Here is an 18,433-nt window from a genome sequence, read left to right on the forward strand (position 1 = left end):
CGAAGGCCGCGACTCAGCCGCCGAGGTCCCCGAGTCAGCAGCGCACCGTCAGGGTCGAGGCGCCCGAGGGCAGACGGCGGACCTCGATCCGCTCGGGGATGCGGTCCTTGAGGTCGGCGACGTGCGAGACGATGCCGACCGAACGCCCACCCTCGCGGAGCCGACCGAGCTCGGTCATCACGGCGTCGAGCGTGCCGGGGTCGAGCGACCCGAACCCCTCGTCGACGAAGAGCGTGCCGAGCTCGACCCCGCCCGCCTCGGACCGCACGACGTCGGCCAGGCCCAGCGCCAGGCAGAGCGAGACGTAGAAGGTCTCGCCGCCGGAGAGGGTGTGCGGGTCGCGGGGGACGTCGGTGACGTGGTCGCGCACCCGTAGCCCGAGCCCGGCCTTGCGGGAGCGCTGCCCGCCCTCCCGCTCGTCGATGCGCTCGAGGGTGTACCGCCCGTCCGACATCAGCGACAGGCGGTCGTTGGCGGCGGCCACGACGTCCTCGAACCGGCGCAGGAGGACGTAGGTGGCGAGGGTCGTGTCGATCGTGTTGCCCTCGCCGGCGGTGGCGAGCGCCGCGGCCCGGAGCACCGGCGCCGCGCGCCGCGTGCCCTCGGCGTGGGCGGCGAGCGCGGCGAGCAGGTCGTCCGCGGCCTCCCGGGCCTGACGGCACCGGAGCTCCGCCGCACTGGCGGCGCCCGCTGCGCGGGTCAGGGCGGCCATGGCCTCGGCATGGGTGGTCTGCGCCGCGGGGACGTCGGCGACCTCGGTGCCGGTCAGCCCGGCGATGCCGTCCTCGGCGAGCCCCGCGGTCACGCGGGCCACGTCGCTGCGGTGCCGCTGGATCCGCTGGTCCAGCTCTCGCTGCTCGGCCGCGGGCAGCACCGCGGCGCGCGCCGCCTCGGCATCCGCGAACCCGGCGGCCGTGAGCGCGGCGGCCAGCCTCTCCTCGGCCTCCCGGACGGCCTCGCGCGCGGTGAGGAGCTCGGTGGTCGCGTCGAGCAGCGCGCGGGCGGTACGGGCCCGGCCACGCAGCTCCTCCGCGTACTCCGCCACCGACGAGGTGGTGCCGCGGCCCTGCGCGCAGCGCGCCTCGTCCGCCGTCAGCTGGCGCGCCAGGTGCTCGCACCGCTCGCGCAGCGATGCTGCCGTCGACCGGTGCTCAGCCAGGCGTTCCTGCAGTGACGCGGTCTCGCGCTCGTGGTCGGAGAGCTCCTGCTCGAGCTCCGCGTTGCGGGTGATCGCGGCCTCGGCGGCGGCGAGCTCCGCCTCGGCGGTCGCGAGGCGGGCCCGCGCCTCGGTGGTGTCCAGCCCGTCCGCGGCCTCGTGCAGCGCCGCGGCCTTCTCGCCGAGGGCGGCGAGGCGCGCACGGGCCCGGGTGAGCTCCGCGTCCGCGTCCTCGCGTGCCGCGGTGGCCGCCGCGACCTCGTCGTCGGTGGCGTGCTCCGGCGTGGGGCGGGCCGGGTGCGGGTGCTCGGTGGCGCCGCAGACGGCGCACGGCTCGCCGGCCACGAGGCGGCCGGCGAGCGCGCCCGCCATCCCCGCGACCCAGCGGAGCCGGACGGCGTGCTCCGCGTCGAGTGCGGCGGCGGCCCGGGCGGCCACCGCGGTGAGGGCCTCCTCGGCCGCGGCGACCTGGCTCGCGGTCGCCTCGGCGCCGGTGGCCGCCGTCAGGCACTCGCGGGCGCGGCGGCTCCGGCCGAGCGCCCGCTCCCGGCGCGCGCCGGCGTCGCGGTACTGGTCCAGCGCGTCCTCAAGGGCCTGGCGGGCGGCAGGACGGGCCGCGACGGCAGCCTCGAGCTCACCGACCCGGTTTCCCGCCAGGTCCGCCGCACGGCGCGCGGCCTCGACCTCGGACCGGCGTCGCGGGAGGTCGGCCTCGAGCTCGACCAGCTCGGCGAGAGCGCCGAGCGCGCCGGTGGCGGCGTCGTGCCCCTCCCGCAGGGCGTCGGGCCCGTCGAGGTCCGCGAGGTCCGGGTGCAGGCCCGTGCGGGCCTGGTCGAGGAGGCGGCTGTGGAGGCCGGTGGCGCGAGAGACGCGTGCCACCGCCCGTTCGTGCGCCTCCAGGACCGGCACGACGGCGGCCGCGGTCCGGGCCAGCTGCAGCCGCTCGGTCCCGGCCCGGACCGCCGGCTCGGCGGCCTCGTGGGTGCGCTGCTCGGCGAGCAGCGCACCGCGCCGCCGCAGACGTTCGGCCAGGTTTCGCTGGGCGTCGAGCTGGTCCCGTGCCGTCGCCTCGGCCGCTGCTGCGGCGTCGCGAGCGTCCGCCGCCTCCGCCGCCCGGGCGTCGGCCTGCGCGCAGACCTCTCCGGCCGCGTCGGTCAGCGCCGCCGCGTCCAGCTCGGCGGCCCGCTCGAGCAGCGCCTCGCGGGTGACGGACGGCGAGGAGGTGTGCTCGCCGCCGTCCGCCACCGGCTCCAGGCAGGCCGCGAAGGCTGAGGCGGCCGCCGTGACCTCCGTCGTGGCGCGGTCGAGCTCGGTGCGGGCGGCGCGGGCCATCTCGGCCAGCCGCTTCTGGAGCCGGTCGTAGATCTCGGTGCCGAACACGTCCTGCAGCACCGTGCGGCGGTCCTCCGGCTTCGCCCGGAGGAAGGAGGCGAACTGCCCCTGGGGCAGGACGACCGTCTGCGTGAACTGGGCGCGATCGAGCACCACGATGCGCCCGAGCTCGGTGCCGACCTCCTGGACCTGGGCCGAGACGGGTTCCCCTGCGTCCTCGACGTGGCTGAGGCGCCAGAGCTTGGCCCGGGCGTTCTGGGTCGTGGTGCCGCCCCCGCGCTTCTTGAGCCGCTGGTACTTGGGGGAGCGCCACACGCGGTAGATGCCGGCCCCGGTGGAGAAGGTGAGCTCGACGAAGGGCTCGGCGTCCGGCGCGGCGTGGTCGGAGTGCAGGCGGTCGTCCGAGGACTCCCCGCCGGCGACGCCTCCGTAGAGCGCGAAGACCACCGCGTCGATGATCGTCGACTTGCCCGCGCCCGTGGGGCCCTCGAGGAGGAACAGCCCGTTGGCGGAGAGCGAGTCGACGTCGATGGTGTGCTTTCCCGGGAACGGCCCGACGGCCTGCAGGGTGAGCCGGTGGATGCGCATCAGGCGCTCCTCTCCGCGGCAAGGACGGACTCGTAGGCCTCGCGGACCACCGCGAGCTCGTCGGGACGGGCGGGCCGGCCGCCGGCGGCCTCGAGGAACTGGGCGGCGACCTCCAGCGGGTCCTGCTGCGGCCCGACGGCGGACGCGGCGGGCCGCTCGCGGGCGTGCGCGGGGGAGTGCTGGACGACGAGGGCGTGGGGGAAGCGGCGGGCGACCTGTGCCCACATCTGCTCGGGTCGCACGTCGTCGGTCACCGTGACACGCAGCCAGTGGTCGACCAGATGGTCGAACGCCCGACCGGTCAGCTCCTCCAGCGTGCCAGTCGCGTCGGCGAGCCGGCGCGCCACCGGGGCCTCGACCAGCTCGACCCCGCGCACACCCTCCGGTGCGAGCTCGACCAGGGCGGTGGATTTGCGGTGGCTCGCCTCGGAGAAGGAGAAGGCGATCGGCGAGCCGGCGTAGCGCATCACCGGGTCGAGGCCCTCGCGGCCCACCCGTTGTGCTCCGTGCAGGTGCCCCAGCGCCACGTAGTCCAGGGCGCCGGGCGCCCCGAAGACGCCCGAGGGGACCTGGTCCACGCCGCCGACGCGGATGTCGCGCTCCGACTCGCTCGGGGCCCCGCCGGTGACGAAGGCGTGGGCGAGCAGGACGGCCGGGACCCGGTGGCCGACGCCGGCGCGGCGCCGGCCGAGGTCGCCGGCGACCCGGCGCAGCGCCGCCGCGGTCACCGCCTCGTGCGAGCGGGCAGGTCGCACGGGGGCGCCGTCGTCGTCGGGCTCGGCCAGCGCGTCACGGGTGAGGTCGGGGTCGAGGTACGGCAGGGCGTAGACGAGTGCGCCGGTGCCGCCGTCGCGGTCGGGCAGCTCGACCGGCTCGGCGATCCCCGCGACCCGCGAGCGGACGGCGAGGCGGTCCCGGAAGAGGCCGGCGCCGAAGCCGAGGCGCGTCGCGGAGTCGTGGTTGCCGGGCGTGAGAACGACCCGGGTGTGCTCGGTCAGCCGGGCCAGCGTCTGCGAGAGCAGCTCGACCGACTCGACCGGGGGGATCGCGCGGTCGTAGACGTCCCCGGCGACCAGCACGGCGTCCACCCGCTCGGCGCGCACGAGCTCGACCAGGTGGTCGAGGAACGCGGCGTGGTGCTCCGTGAGGTCGACCCCGTGGAGGGTGCGCCCCAGGTGCCAGTCCGAGGTGTGGAGGATCCGCATGCCGCCGAACGTATCCCCGGCCACCGACATCGCCGTGGACCCGGGCCAGGCGTGCCCCTCACACCTCGGCCCGGGAGGTCCCCCGGGTCAGCGCCCGCGCAGGAGGCGTCGCCACCAGGGCCCTCGCGGGCCCGGCGCCCCGTCGGGGTGAGGCGCCACGACCGGGCGTCCGCCGTCGCCGGCTGCATCGCCGGGGCGCGCGCCGTCTGGACGTGCGCGGTGGGGCGCCGCGTCGTCGGTGGTGGGCGACGGCGGAGCCTCTCGCGCGGCGCGCCAGCCCGCGACCACGGCGTCGGGGTCGGCCGGCGCGACCGGCACGACGGGGCCGGTGGGCGTACGGATCCACGCCGCGACGCGCAGGTTGACCTCGCGCACCGCCTCGCGCACGGCCGCCTCGGTGGGCAGGTCACGGACGGCCCGAGGCAGCCCGGCCACCTCCTTGCGCAGCAGCAGGGCGGGCGGCAGGAGGACGTCGGGCGGCAGGTCCTCGTCGCGGATCTTCTGCCTGATCCACCAGTCCTCGTCGAGCGGCCCGGTGTCCCGCAGCGGCTTGCCGGCGCCCGGCAGGTCGTCGAACTCGCCCCGCTCCTGGGCGGCGCGGATGAGCTGGTCGACCCAGTTGCCGACCGGCACGTCGTCAGGCCTGCGCTCGGTCACCCGTGCATTGTCCCGCCCGGGGCGCGCTCAGTCCTCCTGCGAGGACAGCTGCGCGAGGACGGCGTCGTGCAGCAGCGCGTTGGTCACCACCGCGTTGCCGCCCCAGGGACCGTCCTCACCGTCGAGGCTGGTGAACCGTCCGCCCGCCTCGGTGACGATGGGGACGAGGGCCGCCATGTCGTACAGCTCGAGGTCGGGCTCGCACGCGATGTCCACCGCTCCCTCGGCCACGAGCATGTACGACCAGAAGTCCCCGTAGGCGCGGGTGCGCCAGACCTGCTGCGCCAGCCCGAGGAACGAGCGGAGCGAGCCGCGCTCGGCCCAGCCGTCGAGGCTGGAGTAGCTCAGGGACGCGTCGGCCAGGTCGCCGACGGCGGAGACGCGGATCTGGCGCGCCGCGGAGAGCGAGCGGCCGGTCCAGGCGCCCGAGCCCTTGGCGGCCCACCAGCGACGGTTCAGCGCCGGCGCCGAGACCACGCCGAGGACGACCTCGCCGTCCTCCACGAGCCCGATGAGCGTGGCCCACACCGGCACGCCGCGCACGAAGTTCTTCGTCCCGTCGATGGGGTCGATCACCCACTGCCGCTGGGAGTGGCCGGTCGTGCCGTACTCCTCGCCGAGCACGGAGTCCCGCGGCCGCGTCCGTGCGAGCTGGGCGCGGACGATCTCCTCGGCGGTGCGGTCCGCGTCGGAGACCGGCGTGAGGTCGGGCTTGGACTCCACGTGCAGGTCCTGGGCTCCGAAGCGGGCCATCGTCTGCCCGTCGACCTGGTCGGCGACCACGTGCGCGAGGCGCAGGTCGTCGGTGTAGCGGCTCGCGCCTTGCACAGTCATGCCCGGAACCTATCGCGGTCCGGGTGGCGCGCCGGTGACCGGCTCAGCGGCGGGCAGGGGTGGGTCAGTCGGCGGCCTCGGTCTTCGCGGCGAGCAGTCGCCGGAAGGACGCGAGCCGTGCCTCCCCGGCCGCGCCGGCCCGGCCGTCGGCCACCCACTCGTCGAGGGCGCAGTCGGGCGCGTCGGCGGCATGGGTGCAGCCGCGCGGGCAGTCCTGCGCGATGGCGTGCAGGTCGTCGAACGCGGCCAGCAGGCCGTCGGGGCTGACGTGGCTGAGGCCGAAGGACCGCACCCCGGGGGTGTCGATGGCCCAGCCGCCGCCGGGCAGGGGCAGGGCGACGGCGGAGGAGGAGGTGTGCCGCCCGCGCCCGGTCACGACGTTGACGATCCCCGTCGCCCGCCCCGCACCGGGCACGAGCGCGTTGACGAGGGTCGACTTCCCGACGCCGGAGTGGCCGATGAGCACCGAGGTGCGCCCGGCCAGGCGCTCCCGCACCGCGTCGAGGCCGCGGATCTCGTCGTCGACGAACGACGTCACGAGGGCCGGCACCTCCAGCGCCTCGTAGAGGGAGAGGAACGGCGCCGGGTCCGCCAGGTCCGCCTTGGTCAGGCACAGCACCGGTTCCATGCCCGCGTCGTACGCGGCCACCAGGCACCGGTCCACCATGCGCGGGCGTGGCTCGGGGTCGGCCAGCGCGGTGACGATGACGAGCTGGTCCGCGTTGGCGACGATGACGCGCTCGACCCCGGCCGTCTCGCCGTCCTCCGCGGAACGGCGCAGCGCGGACGTGCGCTCCTCGACCCGGACGATGCGGGCGAGGGTGTCCTTGGCGCCGGAGACGTCCCCGACCACGCCGACCCGGTCCCCGACGACGACGGCGGAGCGGGACCCGCGACCGAGCTCGCGCGCCTTCATCCCGATCACCGGGACGCCCTCGTCGGTGAGCAGGTGGTACCGCCCGCGGTCCACCCCGAGGACCAGGGCCCCCACCGCGTCGTCGAACGCGGGCCGCTTCTTCGTGCGCGGCCGGTTCCCCTTCGGGTTCGGGCGGATGCGGACCCGTGAGTCGTCCGTGCCGGTGTCGCGAGCCATCGTCTCAGCGGCTCCCGGCGAGCATCGCCTGCCACATCCCGGTGAAGTCGGGCAGGGTCTTGGCGGTGGTGCCGACGTCGACGATCTCGACGCCGGGCACCCGCAGCCCGATGATCGCGGCGAAGGTCGCCATCCGGTGGTCGGCGTAGGTCTCCACCCGCGCGCCGTGCAGCGTCGCGGGCTCGATCTCCACGCCGTCCTCGGTCTCGCGGGCGCGGCCCCCGAGCCGGCCGATCTCGGTGACGATGGCGGCGAGCCGGTCCGTCTCGTGCCCGCGCAGGTGGGCGATGCCGCGCAGGCGCGACGGCGTGGCGGCCAGCGCGCACAGGGCGGCGATCGTGGGGGCGAGCTCGCCGACGTCGTGCAGATCGGCGTCCAGCCCACGGATGACGCCGTCGGCCGGCCCGCTCACCGCGAGGACGCCGTCGGTCAGGTCGACCGTGGCGCCCATGCGGGCGAGCAGGTCACGCAGGCCGTCGCCGGCCTGGGTGGTGGCGGAGGGCCAGCGCGGCACCCGGACCGTGCCGCCGGCGGCGAGGGCCGCGGCGAGGAAGGGGCCGGCGTTGGAGAGGTCCGGCTCGACGACGATGCGCCCGCCGGCGACCGGGCCCGGGTGGACCCGCCAACGGGTGGGGGCGACGCCGGTGCGTCCGCCCGCCGGTCCGCCGTCGGCCGTGAGCTCGTCGACGGCGACGCCGCGCCCGCGCAGGAGGGCGACGGTCATGTCGATGTGGGGAAGGGAGGGAAGGGTGGCGCCGGTGTGCCGCAGGTCGATGCCACCCTCGTACGCCGGGGCGGCCAGGAGGAGCGCGGAGACGAACTGGCTCGAGCCGGAGGCGTCGACGTCCACGGCGCCGCCCGCGAGCCGCCCGTTCCCGTGGACGGTGAGGGGCAGCACCGCCGCGCCGCCGAGCCCGGCGGCGGCGTCGATCCGGGCGCCGAGGTCGCGCAGCGCGCCGACGACCGGCGCCATGGGGCGCTCGCGGGCGCGCTCGTCGCCGTCGAGGCGGACCTCGCCGTCGGCCAGGACGGCGAGCGCGGGCACGAACCGCATGACGGTGCCGGCGAGACCGCAGTCCACCTGGGCGGGCCCTCGCAGCGGGCGCGGGGTGATGACCAGGTCGGGGCCGCCGTCGTCGGCCGGCCGGACCTCGGTGCCGAGGGCGCGCAGGGCCGCGACCATGAGCTCGGAGTCGCGCGAGTGCAGCGGGCGGACCAGCTCGGTGGGGCTCGAGGCCAGCGCGGCCAGCACGAGGTAGCGGTTCGTCAGCGACTTCGATCCGGGGATGTCGACGACGGCGTCCAGAGGCTGGGTGGCGGTCGGGGCGGGCCAGGCGGCGGTGGACACGGGCATACCGCGGACTCTAGTCAGTCGGCGTACCGGGCCTTCACACGGGCCGTGACGGGGCGGGCGGCGGCGCGCTCCTTGCGCGCGTTGGCCAGGCGCCAGCCCCAGGAGGGCTTGCCGGCGAGGTCGGCGGCCGCGACCAGCAGGCCGCCGCCGAGGCTCGCGCCGCGGACGAGTCCGCTGAGGTAGCGCTTGCGCTCCTCGCCGCCGCGCGCCGCCCAGACGGGGTTGTTGAGGAGCGTGAGCGGGACGTTGACCAGCGCCAGCGTCAGGGCAGCGCTGCGCGGGCGGCGGCCGGTGGCGAGCATGAGCCCGGAGACGGCGGTGACGGCGCCGCTGACGCGGGCCAGCATCTTCGGGTCGGCGTAGAGCGCGGCCGGCACCCCGGCCTGCTCCAGCGCCGGAACCACCTTCCTGAACTTCTCGGCGTGCCCCTCGGGGCGGATCACGGAGTCCACCCCGTCCATGACGAACGTGGCGGCGAGCATCGGGCGCGCGATCAGGCGTAGGAGGTTCATGTCACATGACTACCGCACAACCGCGGCGAGGGCGACCGTTGCGAGGTAGCCACTTCGGCGGATCTCGAATAGGCGGGTGCACGCCCGGAATGGACCGGGCGGGCGCACGGTTGTACCGGGCATGACCAGCCCGACCCTCGTCAGCCACGCGACCGCGCCTCCCTCCCCGGGAGCCCTGGGCACCGCGGGACCGGAGGGCTCGCCGGGGTTAGGCTCGTGGGTGATGAGCGAGACCCACGAGGGCGACCTCGACCGCACCCCCGACGGCGAGACGGGCGCCGAGCGGGCAGAACGTTTCGAGCGCGACGCGCTCCCGTACCTGGACCAGCTCTACGGCGCCGCGATGCGCATGACGCGCAACCCCGCGGACGCCGAGGACCTCGTCCAGGAGACGTTCGCCAAGGCGTTCGCGTCCTTCCACCAGTACCGGCCCGGCACGAACCTCAAGGCGTGGCTGTACCGGATCCTGACGAACACGTTCATCAACTCGTACCGCAAGAAGCAGCGTGAGCCGCTGCAGTCGGACGCCGAGCAGGTCGAGGACTGGCAGATCCACCGGGCCGCCTCCCACACCTCCACCGGGCTGCGCTCGGCCGAGGCGGAGGCCATGGACCTCCTGCCCGACTCGGAGATCAAGCGCGCGATGAACGAGCTGCCCGAGGACTTCCGCATCGCGGTGTACCTCGCGGACGTCGAGGGCTTCGCGTACAAGGAGATCGCGGACATCATGGGCACGCCGATCGGGACGGTGATGTCGCGGCTGCACCGCGGTCGGCGGCAGCTGCGCGAGCTCCTGGTCGACCACGCACGCGATATGGGGATCCGGACGGAGGCCAAGGCATGAGCGAGGACGCTGCGAACCTCACCGAACGGGCCGAGAGGGCGCTGCGGGCGCGCGCCGAGGGGCGCACCACCCCGTGCAGCTGCGACGAGCTTCTCGAGCACCTCTTCGAGTTCCTCGACGCCGAGCTCGACGAGGACCAGGAGGAGCGGTTCCGGCGGCACGCCGCCGAGTGCCCGACCTGCACCGAGGCCACCGACGCCGAGCAGCACATCCGCGCCCTCGTGCGGCGGTCCTGCGCGGAGGTCGCCCCCAGCTCCCTGCGCCTGCGCGTGCAGTCCCAGCTGACGGTGCTGCGCGTGAACGGCATCCGCGCGGTCGACTGACGCGGGCCGGCAACGCCCGTCCCATCGTCGGCGTGCGCCCGCGCCTGCCACGCGCGGGGACGCGGCGATGTGTGGGAGGATGATCGGCGTAAATCCGCCCGTCCGGGCGAGCACAGATCGGGAGACAACATGAGCAAGCGCGGTCGCAAGCGCCGGTCCCGCAAGGGCAGTGCCGCCAACCACGGCAAGCGCCCCAACGCCTGAGTCCGGCGGGCTCAGCGCCCTGAAGGCTCCACGGGCCGGTCACCCTCGGGTGACCGGCCCGTCGTCGTCCCGGGTCCGTGGTCGTCCCCGGCGGCCGGCGACGGCGCCGCTAGGGTGTGCGCCATGCGCTGCGCCCTCGTCCGGAGCCAGGACCCCGACGACCCGCTCGCGGGCCTCGAGATCGGTGAGCTGAACCCCCAGCCACCCGCCGGCTGGGTGCCGGTGACGGTGCGCGCGGCGTCCCTCAACCACCACGACCTGTGGTCGCTGCGCGGGATCGGCCTGCCCGCGGACCGGCTGCCGATGATCCTGGGCACGGACGCCGCCGGCGTCCTCGACGACGGCAGCGAGGTGGTCGTGCACTCGGTGATCCCGAGCCCCACCTGGCACGGCGAGGAGACGCTCGACCCGCGCCGCACCCTGCTCTCCGAGAAGCACCCCGGCACGCTCGCCGAGCGCGTGTGGGTGCCCGCGCGCAACCTCGTCCCCAAGGACCCCGCGCTGAGCTGGGCCGAGGCGTCGTGCCTGCCCACCGCCTACCTCACCGCCTACCGGATGCTCTTCGACGCCGCGGGCCTGCGCCCCGGCCAGACCGTGCTCGTGCAGGGGGCCGGGGGAGGGGTCGCCACCGCGGCGATCCTTCTCGCCCGGGCCGCCGGCCTGCGTGTGTGGTGCACCTCCCGCACGGAGGCCAAGCGCTCCCGCGCGGTCGAGCTCGGCGCCCACCAGGCCTTCGAGACCGGCGCCCGGCTGCCCGAGCAGGTCGACGCGGTGCTGGAGACCGTCGGGGAGGCCACCTGGTCCCACTCGCTCAAGGCGCTGCGGCCCGGCGGCACCGTCGCGGTGGCCGGGGCGACGTCGGGTGCCATGCCGCCCGCCGACCTGGGCCGGGTCTTCTTCCGCTCGCTGCGCATCGCGGGCACGACCATGGGCACCCGTGAGCAGCTCGTCGCCGTGCAGCAGATGCTCGTCGCCACCGGCGTGCGCCCCCTCGTCGACTCGGTCGTGCCCCTCGACGGCGTCCGGGACGCCCTCGCCCGGATGGCGGGCGGCGACGTCGTCGGCAAGATCGTCGTCGAACCGGGGGAGGCCGGCGCGGGACGTGCCGCGTAGGGTCGGGGGCATGGCTACCCGGTCCTGGATCGTCCCCGGCCCCTCCCAGCACGACGTCGAGGGTGTCGCCCGCCTGCGGGTCCAGCTGGTGGCAGGTTCCGTCACCGTCCTCGGGCACGACGCCCCGCACGTGCGGGTGGACGTCGCCGAGGTCGCCGGGAACCCGCTCGAGCTGACCGTCGAGGGGGACCGGCTCACGGTCGGCTACCCGTTCCTCGGGTGGGACGGCTGGGTCAAGCGCCTGCGCTCCTACCGCTCCACGGACACCGCCCGCCTGACGGTCCACGTCCCCCGGGCGACTGCTGTCACCGTGGCCACGGCGCTCGCCGAGGCCACCGTGAGCGACGTCGCCGAGGACGTCGTGCTGAACACGGCCGGCGGGCGGCTGCGCGTCACCGGCTGCCGCGGTGCCGCGTCGCTGAAGTCGGCGTCCGGGACGGTGGACGTCCTCGGGCACGACGGCCCCGTGCGCGTGAGCACGGCGGCCGGGCGCACCACCCTGACGGGCGACCTGCCGCGGGTGGAGGTGAGCACCGTCGCAGCCGCCGTCGCCGTGGCCACCTCGGCGCGTACCTCCATGGTCGACCTCTCCACGGTCTCGGGGGCGCTGACCGTGTCCCTGCCCGCCGGCACCGGGGTGTCGATGACGGCCCGGACCGTCGCGGGCCCGGTGCGCCTCGACGGCACCGACCACCGGTCCCCGGGCCTCGGAGCCACCACGGTGGAGGACCGCACCGACGGCGGGATCTGCTTCCTCACCACCCGGTCGGTCTCCGGCAGCGTCGACGTCACCCGCGCGGCCGTGCTGCCGGAGGGGCTGCGGTGAGCGAGGACGGACGGCTCGCCCCGGTCGAGGGCATCGCGGAGGACACCGCCGCCGGGTTCCGCGCCCAGGTCGCGCAGGCCGCCCGGGACCGGGCGGGAAGCTGGGACGCCGTCGCCGACGTGCTCGCCGCCCCCGGCACCGAACTCGTCGAGCGCCTGCGCGCCGGCGAGCTGGCCACGGCCTGGCGGCTCGGGGCCCGCTGGCTGGGGGCCGACGCAGAGCTGTTCACCCGGGACCTCATGAGCCTGGACGTCTACGCGCGCGGCTCGCGGCGCCGGAGCGCCGAGCAGGACCTCGCAGTGCTCCGGGCCGACCACGACCGCCTCGTCGCGCCGGAGGGCGACCTCGTCACCCCGGTGCGCCGTGTCGCGGAGGTGTGCCGTGAGGAGTCCGACGCCTGGGCCACCGGGGACATGGCGGCCGGGCGCGCCGTCCGGGCCCGCGAGCGCACCCTCATCGAGGAGACCCTCGTGCCGGGGCTCGCGAACGTGGGCGGGCGCCTCGCGCAGGAGGCGGAGGCCCGGGTGTGCCGCACGCTCGGCCGGCTCGTCCTCGCGGTGCTCTCCGTCGAGAGCGGCCGGGACTACCTGCGCGCCGTGCTGGGCGACGAGGACTGAGCCGGGACGTCAGCCCGCCGCGCGCTGCGCCGTCGGCGGGACGAACGAGCCGAACGGGTTCGCGCGCCGGTAGGCGCAGACCGGGCACAGCCGCTCTCCCGACGGCGTGGGGAAGCGCGTGCCGCACCGCTCGCAGGGCGCCGTCGCCATGGACTGGACCGGCACGGGCCCGCCATCCAGCACCTCCTGCCAGGACCGGTTGCCGACCGGTGCGAGCGCGTCCTGCGGGCACAGGTCGACGCAGCCCAGGCAGCCGTCGCAGGCCGCCGGGTCCTGCAGCAACATCGTGATCGCGGGCCCGGACGGGGCGCTGTGCCGCAGGGCGAGGGCGTCCGTGGGGCACGCCCGCACGCAGACCCCGCACGCGGTGCAGCCCCGCGCGGACAGCGCCGCCGCGGGTCCCGCCAGCGCGGCGAGAGCCGGGGCGTCGGGGGTGTCGCGGTCGACGAGCTCCCGGACGGCTGCGACGAGCCGCAGCTGCGGGTGGAGGTCCTCGTCGGGGAGGGGACGGGGAACCGGGTCGGCCAGCCCCATGACCTGGCGCCGGCTCAGCGGCATGTGCCCGGCGTCCAGCACGGCGCGGCGGCGGCGCAGCCCGCGGGGGCGCCGGTCAGCGGCTCCCGGCGCACCGGCGTCCGGCCCGCCGTCGACGTGCAGCCGGTCCGCGCCGGACGCCTGGAGCAGCGCGACGAGCGGGCGCAGCCGGGCCGACGCGGTGCCGGCGTCGTCGCAGCCGTCGAGCCGGACCAGGACGTCCGTGGCGCCGAGTGTGAGCAGCTCCACCAGCTCGTGCCCGGCGAGGTCGGCCGCGCACGCGCCCAGCCGCACGACCACCCGCCGGCGGTCGCCGAGGGAGGCGCCCGGGTGCTCGGCGCACACGAGCTCCAGGGCCCGCTGGTCCGGCTGCCGCACCAGCCAGGCCTGCACCCCCCGCAGCCCGACGGCGCCGCTCATGGCAGGAACGTCGTCCGCGCCAGGTCCAGGGTGCCGAGCCCGAGCGCGGCGACGCCCTGGTAGAAGAACGTGGTCGAGGCGTTCGCCGCCTGCGTGAGGCAGCGCGGCGCCCACGCCAGCAGGTGCTCGTCGAGGAACGCCACCAGGGCGCGCAGGATCTGGGCGAGCGCGAGGTCGTCGCCGGACTCCAGCGCGTCCAGCCCCCGCACCGCCAGGGTCGCGACGAAGCTCAGCTCCAGCCCGACGTGGTCGTCCGGCTCGCTGTTGAGCCGTGGCGCCACCAGCCCGAACTCGGCGTACGCCGCGCGGACCTGCATGGTCTCCGCCTCGAAGAGCAGGCGGTCCTCGGACCGGTGCACGGACTCGTACGGAGGTGCCTTCATCGGCCCGGGGCCACGGAAGAGCCGGGTGTAGTCCCGGCGGACACGCACCTCGTCCTCGTACGCGGCAGCCGACTCGGCGAGCAGCGCCGCCCCCCGCCGGCAGTCGCTGTGGCCGGGCAGCGGCCACTCCCGCAGCAGGTCCGCGTCGCGGACGCGGGCGAGGACGTCCGCGGAGGGCGCCGCGACCAGCAGCGAGGAGAGCGTGGTGAACGCGGCGGCGAACCGGTCGAGCGTGTCCGCCAGGGCCACGCGGTCCGCCAGCAGGGTGGCGACCGGAGTGGGGTCGGCGCTCGCCCCGGGGCGGACGGGGGTGGTGGTCATGTCCTTGCCTTCCTCACATGCCGATCCGGGTCATGGAGTCGTAGAACAGGGAACGGCCGATCAGCTCGCCCCCGAGGACCAGCACCAGGGCGGTGACGGCCAGCACGGCCAGCGGCACGGCGCGGGCGGTCGGCGACGCGCGCCGGACGAGGAAGACGGACAGCAGCCCCGCGCCGACGAAGACCAGCACGAGCCGCGCGACGAACCAGCCACCGGAGAAGACGGCGGCGGACTCGGCGGCGGCCCCGCCCGCCGTCGTAAGACCGGTGAGGTGGAGCGGGATGATGAGGAACTCCACGCCCAGGAGGGCGACCGCCGCCACCCCGACGCCCTTGAGGCAGGAGGAGAGCAGCTCCCGGGTGGGGGCGTCCACCTCGTCCGTGCGCCCGGCGCGGGCGGCCGCGCGCCGCCGCCACAGGACGGTCGCCATGAACGCGGCCCCGACGGCGAGCGAGCCGAGGAGGAACGTGGTGGTGAAGAACTGCGCCGGGGTGGCCCAGGTGTGCCAGGCCGGGACGGTGACGAGCGAGTAGTAGATCATGCTCATCGACAGGACGAGCAGCAGCCCGACCACCGCGGTGAGCGCGGCGAGGGCCTGGCGCAGCCTGGTCGAGCCCCACCGGAACCACTGGGCCAGGGCGAAGAGGAAGCCCAGGCCGGCGAACGTGGTGCCGGCGATGATCTCGCGGGAGAGCCAGGACGTCTCCACGTGGCGGATGACGTTGAGCGTGTTCATCACGTCGTTCATGTGGAACATCGACGCGATCAGGCCCAGCACCAGCGTCGGGCCGATGGCGTAGAGCGCCGGGTCGGTGACCCGGTCCACGGCCTCACGGCCGTACCGGCGCGAGGCGAAGACCTGCACCACGCCGAGGACGACGAACGCGCCGACGCTCATCTGCGCGAGCACGGTGAAGATGATCATGGGCAGCTCGTGCGTGTTCACGGCTCACAGCTCCTCGGGGTTGGCCACGGCGCCGGTCCCGGCGCCGGTGGGCTGCGCGTCGCGGTGGGGCGTGATGACCAGGCGCGGGCGGGTGATGGAGGGGTCGGGCAGCGGCTCGACGGCGGCGAGATCGCCGTGCCGGGCGCGCAGCTCGTCGATCGGGCCCCAGTCGAGGGCGCGGGACGGGCAGGCCGCCACGCACGCGGGGTCCTCGCCCTCGGCCCGGTAGTCCGCGCACATGTCGCACTTGGACATGTGGCCGGTCTGCGGGTTGAACTGCGGGGCCGAGTAGGGGCAGGCCCACTCGCAGTAGCGGCAGCCCACGCACTTGTCCTCGTCGACGCTGACGATCCCGTCCTCGCCGACGTGCATCGCGGTGGTCGGGCAGACCTCCACGCAGATCGGGTTCTCGCAGTGGTTGCACGCCATCGACGTGTAGTACGAGAAGACGTTCGGGACGAAGGTGTCGCCGTCCCGCTGCCAGGTCCCGCCGGTGTACTCCGCGACGCGCCGCCAGGTCACCCCCGTGGGCAGGTCGTGCTTGTCCTTGCAGGCCACCGAGCAGGCCTTGCAGCCGTTGCACAGGGTCTGGTCGAAGTGGAATCCGAGTTGCTGAGCCATGTTCCTCTCCTGCCTCAGACCTTCTGGACCTGAGCGAGCGTGGTGTGCTGGGCGTTGCCCTTGGCGATGGGGGACGGGTGCCACGAGGTCAGCGAGTTGACCGAGCCTCCGACGTCGACCCCGCGCCTGTCGGGGGAGTACCAGGCACCCTGCGGGACGGACATCACCCCGGGGGCGATCCGGGCGGTGACCCGGGCGGGCAGCTGGATGCGGCCGCGGTCGTTGAACACCTGCACGAGGTCACCGTTGGCGATGCCGCGCTCGGCGGCGTCCCCGGGGTTGATCCACACCACCTGCGGGTGCGCCTCCTTCATCCAGTCGACGTTCCCGTAGGAGGAGTGCGTGCGCTGCTTGTAGTGGTGGCCGATGACCTGCAGCGGGTACGTGGCGTTCGCCCGGGCCTCGGCGGCCCCCTCCCAGGTGTCGAGGTGCTCGGGCAGCGCCGTGATCCGGTCGCCCTCGGGCAGCTCCCACGTCCTGGCCAGCTCCCAGAGCTGCTGGGAGAAGATCTCGATCTTCCCCGACGGCGTGGCGAGCGGGTTGGCCTCCGGGTCGGCACGGAAGTCGGCGAGGGCGACGTTGCCGCTGTCGGTCGGCGCCTTGACCTTCCACACGCCCATCTCCCGGAGCTCCTCGAAGCTCGGCAGGTCGGGGATGTTCTCCCGGGAGGCGTCGACGACGGCGGCCACCCACTCCTCCTGGGTGCGGCCCTCCGTGAACTGCTGCTCCACCCCGAGCCGGCGCGCGATCTCCGTCATCATCTCGTAGACGGTCTTGCAGTCGTAGAGCGGCTCGATGACCTTGTCGGCCACGATCGTGTACCCGAGGTTGCCGGCGCTGCCCTGCTGGATGATGTCGAGCTGCTCGGCGTTGGAGACGTCGGGCAGCACGATGTCGGCGTAGCGGGCCGAGACCGTCATCTGGTTGTCGATGACGACGATGAGCTCGCACCTGGTGTCGTCCTCGAGCAGCTTGACGGTGCGGTTGATGTCGCCGTGCTGGTTCGTCAGGGCGTTGCCCGCGTACTGCCAGACCATCTTGATCGGGACGTCGAGCTTGTCCTTGCCGCGCACGCCGTCACGCAGGGCGGTCATCTCCGGGCCGTGGTCGATGGCGTCGGTCCACCCGAACACCGAGATCGCGGTCTGGACGGGGTTCTCGGTGGCGAACGGGTTCGCCATCGGCAGGGAGTAGGCCCCCTCACGCTCACCGGTGCCGCCGCCGGGCACGCCCACGGAGCCGGTCAGCGCCGCGAGGGTGAAGATCGCGCGGGCCTGGTTCTCGCCGTTGGCGTGGCGCTGCGGGCCCCAGCCCTGGGTGATGTGGACGGGGCGGGCCCGGCCGATCTCCCGGCCGAGCCGGACGATGGACGACGCCGGCACCCCGGTGACGGACGCGGCCCAGTCGGGCGTCTTCTCGGTGCCGTCGGGACCCTCGCCCATGATGTAGGAGCGGTAGGAGCTCCCGGCGGGCACGCCGTCGGGCATGTGGTCCTCGTCGAAGCCGACGCAGTACCTGTCGAGGAACTTCTGGTCGTGGAGGTTCTCGGAGATCATCACGTGCGCGATGCCGGCCACGAGGGCCGCGTCGGTGCCGGGGCGCAGGGCGACCCACTCGTCCGCGAGGCCGAGCGCGGTGTCGGAGTAGCGCGGGTCGACGACGATCGTGCGGACGTTGTGCAGCTTCTTCGTCTGCTGGCTGACGAAGGTCTCGCCGCCGCCGGACATGCGCGTCTCGAGCGTGTTGTTGCCGAAGAGGATCTGCAGCTGGGCGTTCTTGGCGTCGTCGAGGCTGTTCGACCCGATCCAGCCGCCGTAGTGGTACCCGACGGCGCCGGCGATCTGCGCGGAGGAGTAGTCGCCGTAGTGGTTGAGGTAGCCGCCGACACAGTTCATCAGCCGCGCGACCGGGGTCTCGATCGGGGGCCAGCTGCGGGTGATCGTCCCGCCGAGGGTGCCGGTGCCGTAGTTGAGGTAGATGGACTCGTTGCCGTAGTCCTTGATGAGCCGCTGGATCGTCGAGGCGATCTCGTCGAACGCCTCCTCCCAGCTGATCTCCTCCCACTCGCCGGCACCGCGGCGGGTGCCGGCCACCCGGCGCAGCGGGGTCTTGAGCCGGTCGGGGTTGTAGATGCGGTGCCGGATGGAACGGCCGCGCACGCAGGCGCGGATCTGCTGGGTGCCGAGCTCGTCGTCGCCGGTGTTGTCCGGCAGCACCCGGACGATCCGGCCGTCCTTGACCTGCATCCGCAGCGGGCACCGCGAGCCGCAGTTGACGTTGCAGGAGGACCAGACGGTGCGGTCGGCGTCGAGCGAGGAGACGGTGGCGGCGTTGGCCGGGCCCACCCCGGGGAGCACGCCGAAGTGGGAGGCCGCCCCCGCGAGGGCGACGGTGCCGCCGGCCGCCGCGGACCACTTGAGGAACGACCGGCGCTCCAGACCTGCCGGTCGTGCGGTGGTGTGCGTGGTCATGGGTCCTCCCGGTGGCTGCGCTCGGATACCTGTTCATTAAGGCGCACCGCCGGGTTGCGAACGTGGGGCGATGGTCCCG

At 75.0% G+C, this 18,433-nt stretch carries 18 protein-coding genes; 6 read left to right on the plus strand and 12 right to left on the minus strand.

What is annotated here, in order from left to right; translation table 11 throughout:
- Positions 1-34: 34 nt before the first annotated feature.
- From ABD774_RS16770 to ABD774_RS16800, 7 genes are all read right to left on the minus strand, one after another.
- A complete protein-coding gene (locus tag ABD774_RS16770; protein ID WP_345043646.1) occupies positions 35-3,076 on the minus strand; it encodes an AAA family ATPase in 3,042 nt (1,013 codons plus the stop codon).
- Positions 3,076-4,281 carry an exonuclease SbcCD subunit D gene (locus ABD774_RS16775; RefSeq protein WP_345043648.1) on the minus strand — a complete coding sequence of 402 codons (1,206 nt, stop codon included), beginning with the start codon at positions 4,279-4,281 and terminating at the stop codon, positions 3,076-3,078. Before ABD774_RS16775 ends, ABD774_RS16770 begins: the two co-directional genes overlap by 1 nt.
- Before the next feature lie 87 nt (positions 4,282-4,368).
- On the minus strand, positions 4,369-4,938 hold the full coding sequence (locus ABD774_RS16780) for a DnaJ family domain-containing protein (protein WP_345043652.1): 570 nt from the start codon (positions 4,936-4,938) through the stop codon (positions 4,369-4,371).
- A 27-nt stretch (positions 4,939-4,965) separates the two neighbouring features.
- On the minus strand, positions 4,966-5,772 hold the full coding sequence (hisN, locus tag ABD774_RS16785; protein WP_345043656.1) for a histidinol-phosphatase: 807 nt from the start codon (positions 5,770-5,772) through the stop codon (positions 4,966-4,968).
- A 64-nt stretch (positions 5,773-5,836) separates the two neighbouring features.
- A complete protein-coding gene (gene rsgA, locus ABD774_RS16790) occupies positions 5,837-6,865 on the minus strand; it encodes a ribosome small subunit-dependent GTPase A (protein ID WP_345043658.1) in 1,029 nt (342 codons plus the stop codon).
- 4 nt (positions 6,866-6,869) lie between these two features.
- A complete protein-coding gene (gene aroA / locus ABD774_RS16795; protein ID WP_345043661.1) occupies positions 6,870-8,219 on the minus strand; it encodes a 3-phosphoshikimate 1-carboxyvinyltransferase in 1,350 nt (449 codons plus the stop codon).
- A gap of 14 nt (positions 8,220-8,233) precedes the next feature.
- On the minus strand, positions 8,234-8,731 hold the full coding sequence (locus tag ABD774_RS16800) for a DoxX family protein (RefSeq protein WP_345043664.1): 498 nt from the start codon (positions 8,729-8,731) through the stop codon (positions 8,234-8,236).
- Between the two features lie 223 nt (positions 8,732-8,954).
- Between ABD774_RS16800 and ABD774_RS16805 the strand changes: the two genes are divergently transcribed.
- The 6 genes from ABD774_RS16805 to ABD774_RS16825 all read left to right on the plus strand — a co-directional run bounded on the left by ABD774_RS16805 (position 8,955) and on the right by ABD774_RS16825 (position 12,658).
- Positions 8,955-9,575: a sigma-70 family RNA polymerase sigma factor gene (locus ABD774_RS16805; RefSeq protein ID WP_486327332.1), complete on the plus strand. Its 621-nt coding sequence runs from the start codon at positions 8,955-8,957 to the stop codon at positions 9,573-9,575.
- Positions 9,572-9,898 (plus strand): mycothiol system anti-sigma-R factor, encoded by a 327-nt coding sequence (rsrA, locus tag ABD774_RS16810; RefSeq protein WP_345043671.1) that lies wholly within the window; start codon positions 9,572-9,574, stop codon positions 9,896-9,898. Before ABD774_RS16805 ends, rsrA begins: the two co-directional genes overlap by 4 nt.
- A 129-nt stretch (positions 9,899-10,027) precedes the next feature.
- Positions 10,028-10,102, plus strand: coding sequence for a 50S ribosomal protein bL37 (locus ABD774_RS21710; RefSeq protein ID WP_156968370.1), 75 nt, complete (start codon positions 10,028-10,030; stop codon positions 10,100-10,102).
- A 123-nt stretch (positions 10,103-10,225) separates the two neighbouring features.
- The gene (locus ABD774_RS16815) at positions 10,226-11,215 is read left to right on the plus strand and encodes a zinc-binding dehydrogenase (protein ID WP_345043674.1); all 990 of its coding nucleotides are present in this window, start codon (positions 10,226-10,228) and stop codon (positions 11,213-11,215) included.
- Positions 11,216-11,225: 10 nt separating this feature from the next.
- Positions 11,226-12,041, plus strand: a complete 816-nt coding sequence (locus ABD774_RS16820; protein ID WP_345043677.1) for a DUF4097 family beta strand repeat-containing protein — start codon at positions 11,226-11,228, stop codon at positions 12,039-12,041.
- On the plus strand, positions 12,038-12,658 hold the full coding sequence (locus ABD774_RS16825; protein ID WP_345043680.1) for a hypothetical protein: 621 nt from the start codon (positions 12,038-12,040) through the stop codon (positions 12,656-12,658). The genes ABD774_RS16820 and ABD774_RS16825 overlap by 4 nt, the downstream gene beginning before the upstream one ends.
- 9 nt (positions 12,659-12,667) lie before the next feature.
- Here the strand turns inward: ABD774_RS16825 and ABD774_RS16830 are convergent, their stop codons facing one another.
- Genes ABD774_RS16830 through ABD774_RS16850 form a run of 5 tightly spaced genes read right to left on the minus strand, consistent with a single transcriptional unit; the run spans position 12,668 to position 18,354 of the window.
- Positions 12,668-13,612, minus strand: a complete 945-nt coding sequence (locus ABD774_RS16830) for an ATP-binding protein (protein WP_345043683.1) — start codon at positions 13,610-13,612, stop codon at positions 12,668-12,670.
- Positions 13,609-14,316, minus strand: coding sequence for a TorD/DmsD family molecular chaperone (locus tag ABD774_RS16835; protein WP_345043686.1), 708 nt, complete (start codon positions 14,314-14,316; stop codon positions 13,609-13,611). The genes ABD774_RS16830 and ABD774_RS16835 overlap by 4 nt, the downstream gene beginning before the upstream one ends.
- Before the next feature lie 13 nt (positions 14,317-14,329).
- Entirely contained in the window at positions 14,330-15,262 is a 933-nt protein-coding gene (locus tag ABD774_RS16840; protein ID WP_345043689.1) for a dimethyl sulfoxide reductase anchor subunit family protein, read from the minus strand.
- A 3-nt stretch (positions 15,263-15,265) separates the two neighbouring features.
- On the minus strand, positions 15,266-15,883 hold the full coding sequence (locus ABD774_RS16845) for a DMSO/selenate family reductase complex B subunit (RefSeq protein ID WP_345043692.1): 618 nt from the start codon (positions 15,881-15,883) through the stop codon (positions 15,266-15,268).
- 14 nt (positions 15,884-15,897) lie between these two features.
- Entirely contained in the window at positions 15,898-18,354 is a 2,457-nt protein-coding gene (locus ABD774_RS16850) for a DMSO/selenate family reductase complex A subunit (RefSeq protein ID WP_345043695.1), read from the minus strand.
- Between the last annotated feature and the right edge of the window lie 79 nt (positions 18,355-18,433).

This window comes from Georgenia daeguensis (assembly GCF_039537705.1).
GTDB classification, from domain to species: Bacteria; Actinomycetota; Actinomycetes; order Actinomycetales; family Actinomycetaceae; genus Georgenia; species Georgenia daeguensis.

What these genes read in the sequence shown, in the direction of transcription:
- ABD774_RS16770 (WP_345043646.1), bottom strand. Translation starts at nt 3,076, where the DNA reads ATGCGCATCCACCGGCTCACCCTGCAGGCCGTCGGGCCGTTCCCGGGA.
- ABD774_RS16775 (WP_345043648.1), bottom strand. Translation starts at nt 4,281, where the DNA reads ATGCGGATCCTCCACACCTCGGACTGGCACCTGGGGCGCACCCTCCAC.
- hisN (WP_345043656.1), bottom strand. Translation starts at nt 5,772, where the DNA reads ATGACTGTGCAAGGCGCGAGCCGCTACACCGACGACCTGCGCCTCGCG.
- rsgA (WP_345043658.1), bottom strand. Translation starts at nt 6,865, where the DNA reads ATGGCTCGCGACACCGGCACGGACGACTCACGGGTCCGCATCCGCCCG.
- aroA (WP_345043661.1), bottom strand. Translation starts at nt 8,219, where the DNA reads ATGCCCGTGTCCACCGCCGCCTGGCCCGCCCCGACCGCCACCCAGCCT.
- ABD774_RS16800 (WP_345043664.1), bottom strand. Translation starts at nt 8,731, where the DNA reads ATGAACCTCCTACGCCTGATCGCGCGCCCGATGCTCGCCGCCACGTTC.
- ABD774_RS16805 (WP_486327332.1), top strand. Translation starts at nt 8,955, where the DNA reads ATGAGCGAGACCCACGAGGGCGACCTCGACCGCACCCCCGACGGCGAG.
- rsrA (WP_345043671.1), top strand. Translation starts at nt 9,572, where the DNA reads ATGAGCGAGGACGCTGCGAACCTCACCGAACGGGCCGAGAGGGCGCTG.
- ABD774_RS16815 (WP_345043674.1), top strand. Translation starts at nt 10,226, where the DNA reads ATGCGCTGCGCCCTCGTCCGGAGCCAGGACCCCGACGACCCGCTCGCG.
- ABD774_RS16820 (WP_345043677.1), top strand. Translation starts at nt 11,226, where the DNA reads ATGGCTACCCGGTCCTGGATCGTCCCCGGCCCCTCCCAGCACGACGTC.
- ABD774_RS16830 (WP_345043683.1), bottom strand. Translation starts at nt 13,612, where the DNA reads ATGAGCGGCGCCGTCGGGCTGCGGGGGGTGCAGGCCTGGCTGGTGCGG.
- ABD774_RS16835 (WP_345043686.1), bottom strand. Translation starts at nt 14,316, where the DNA reads ATGACCACCACCCCCGTCCGCCCCGGGGCGAGCGCCGACCCCACTCCG.
- ABD774_RS16845 (WP_345043692.1), bottom strand. Translation starts at nt 15,883, where the DNA reads ATGGCTCAGCAACTCGGATTCCACTTCGACCAGACCCTGTGCAACGGC.
- ABD774_RS16850 (WP_345043695.1), bottom strand. Translation starts at nt 18,354, where the DNA reads ATGACCACGCACACCACCGCACGACCGGCAGGTCTGGAGCGCCGGTCG.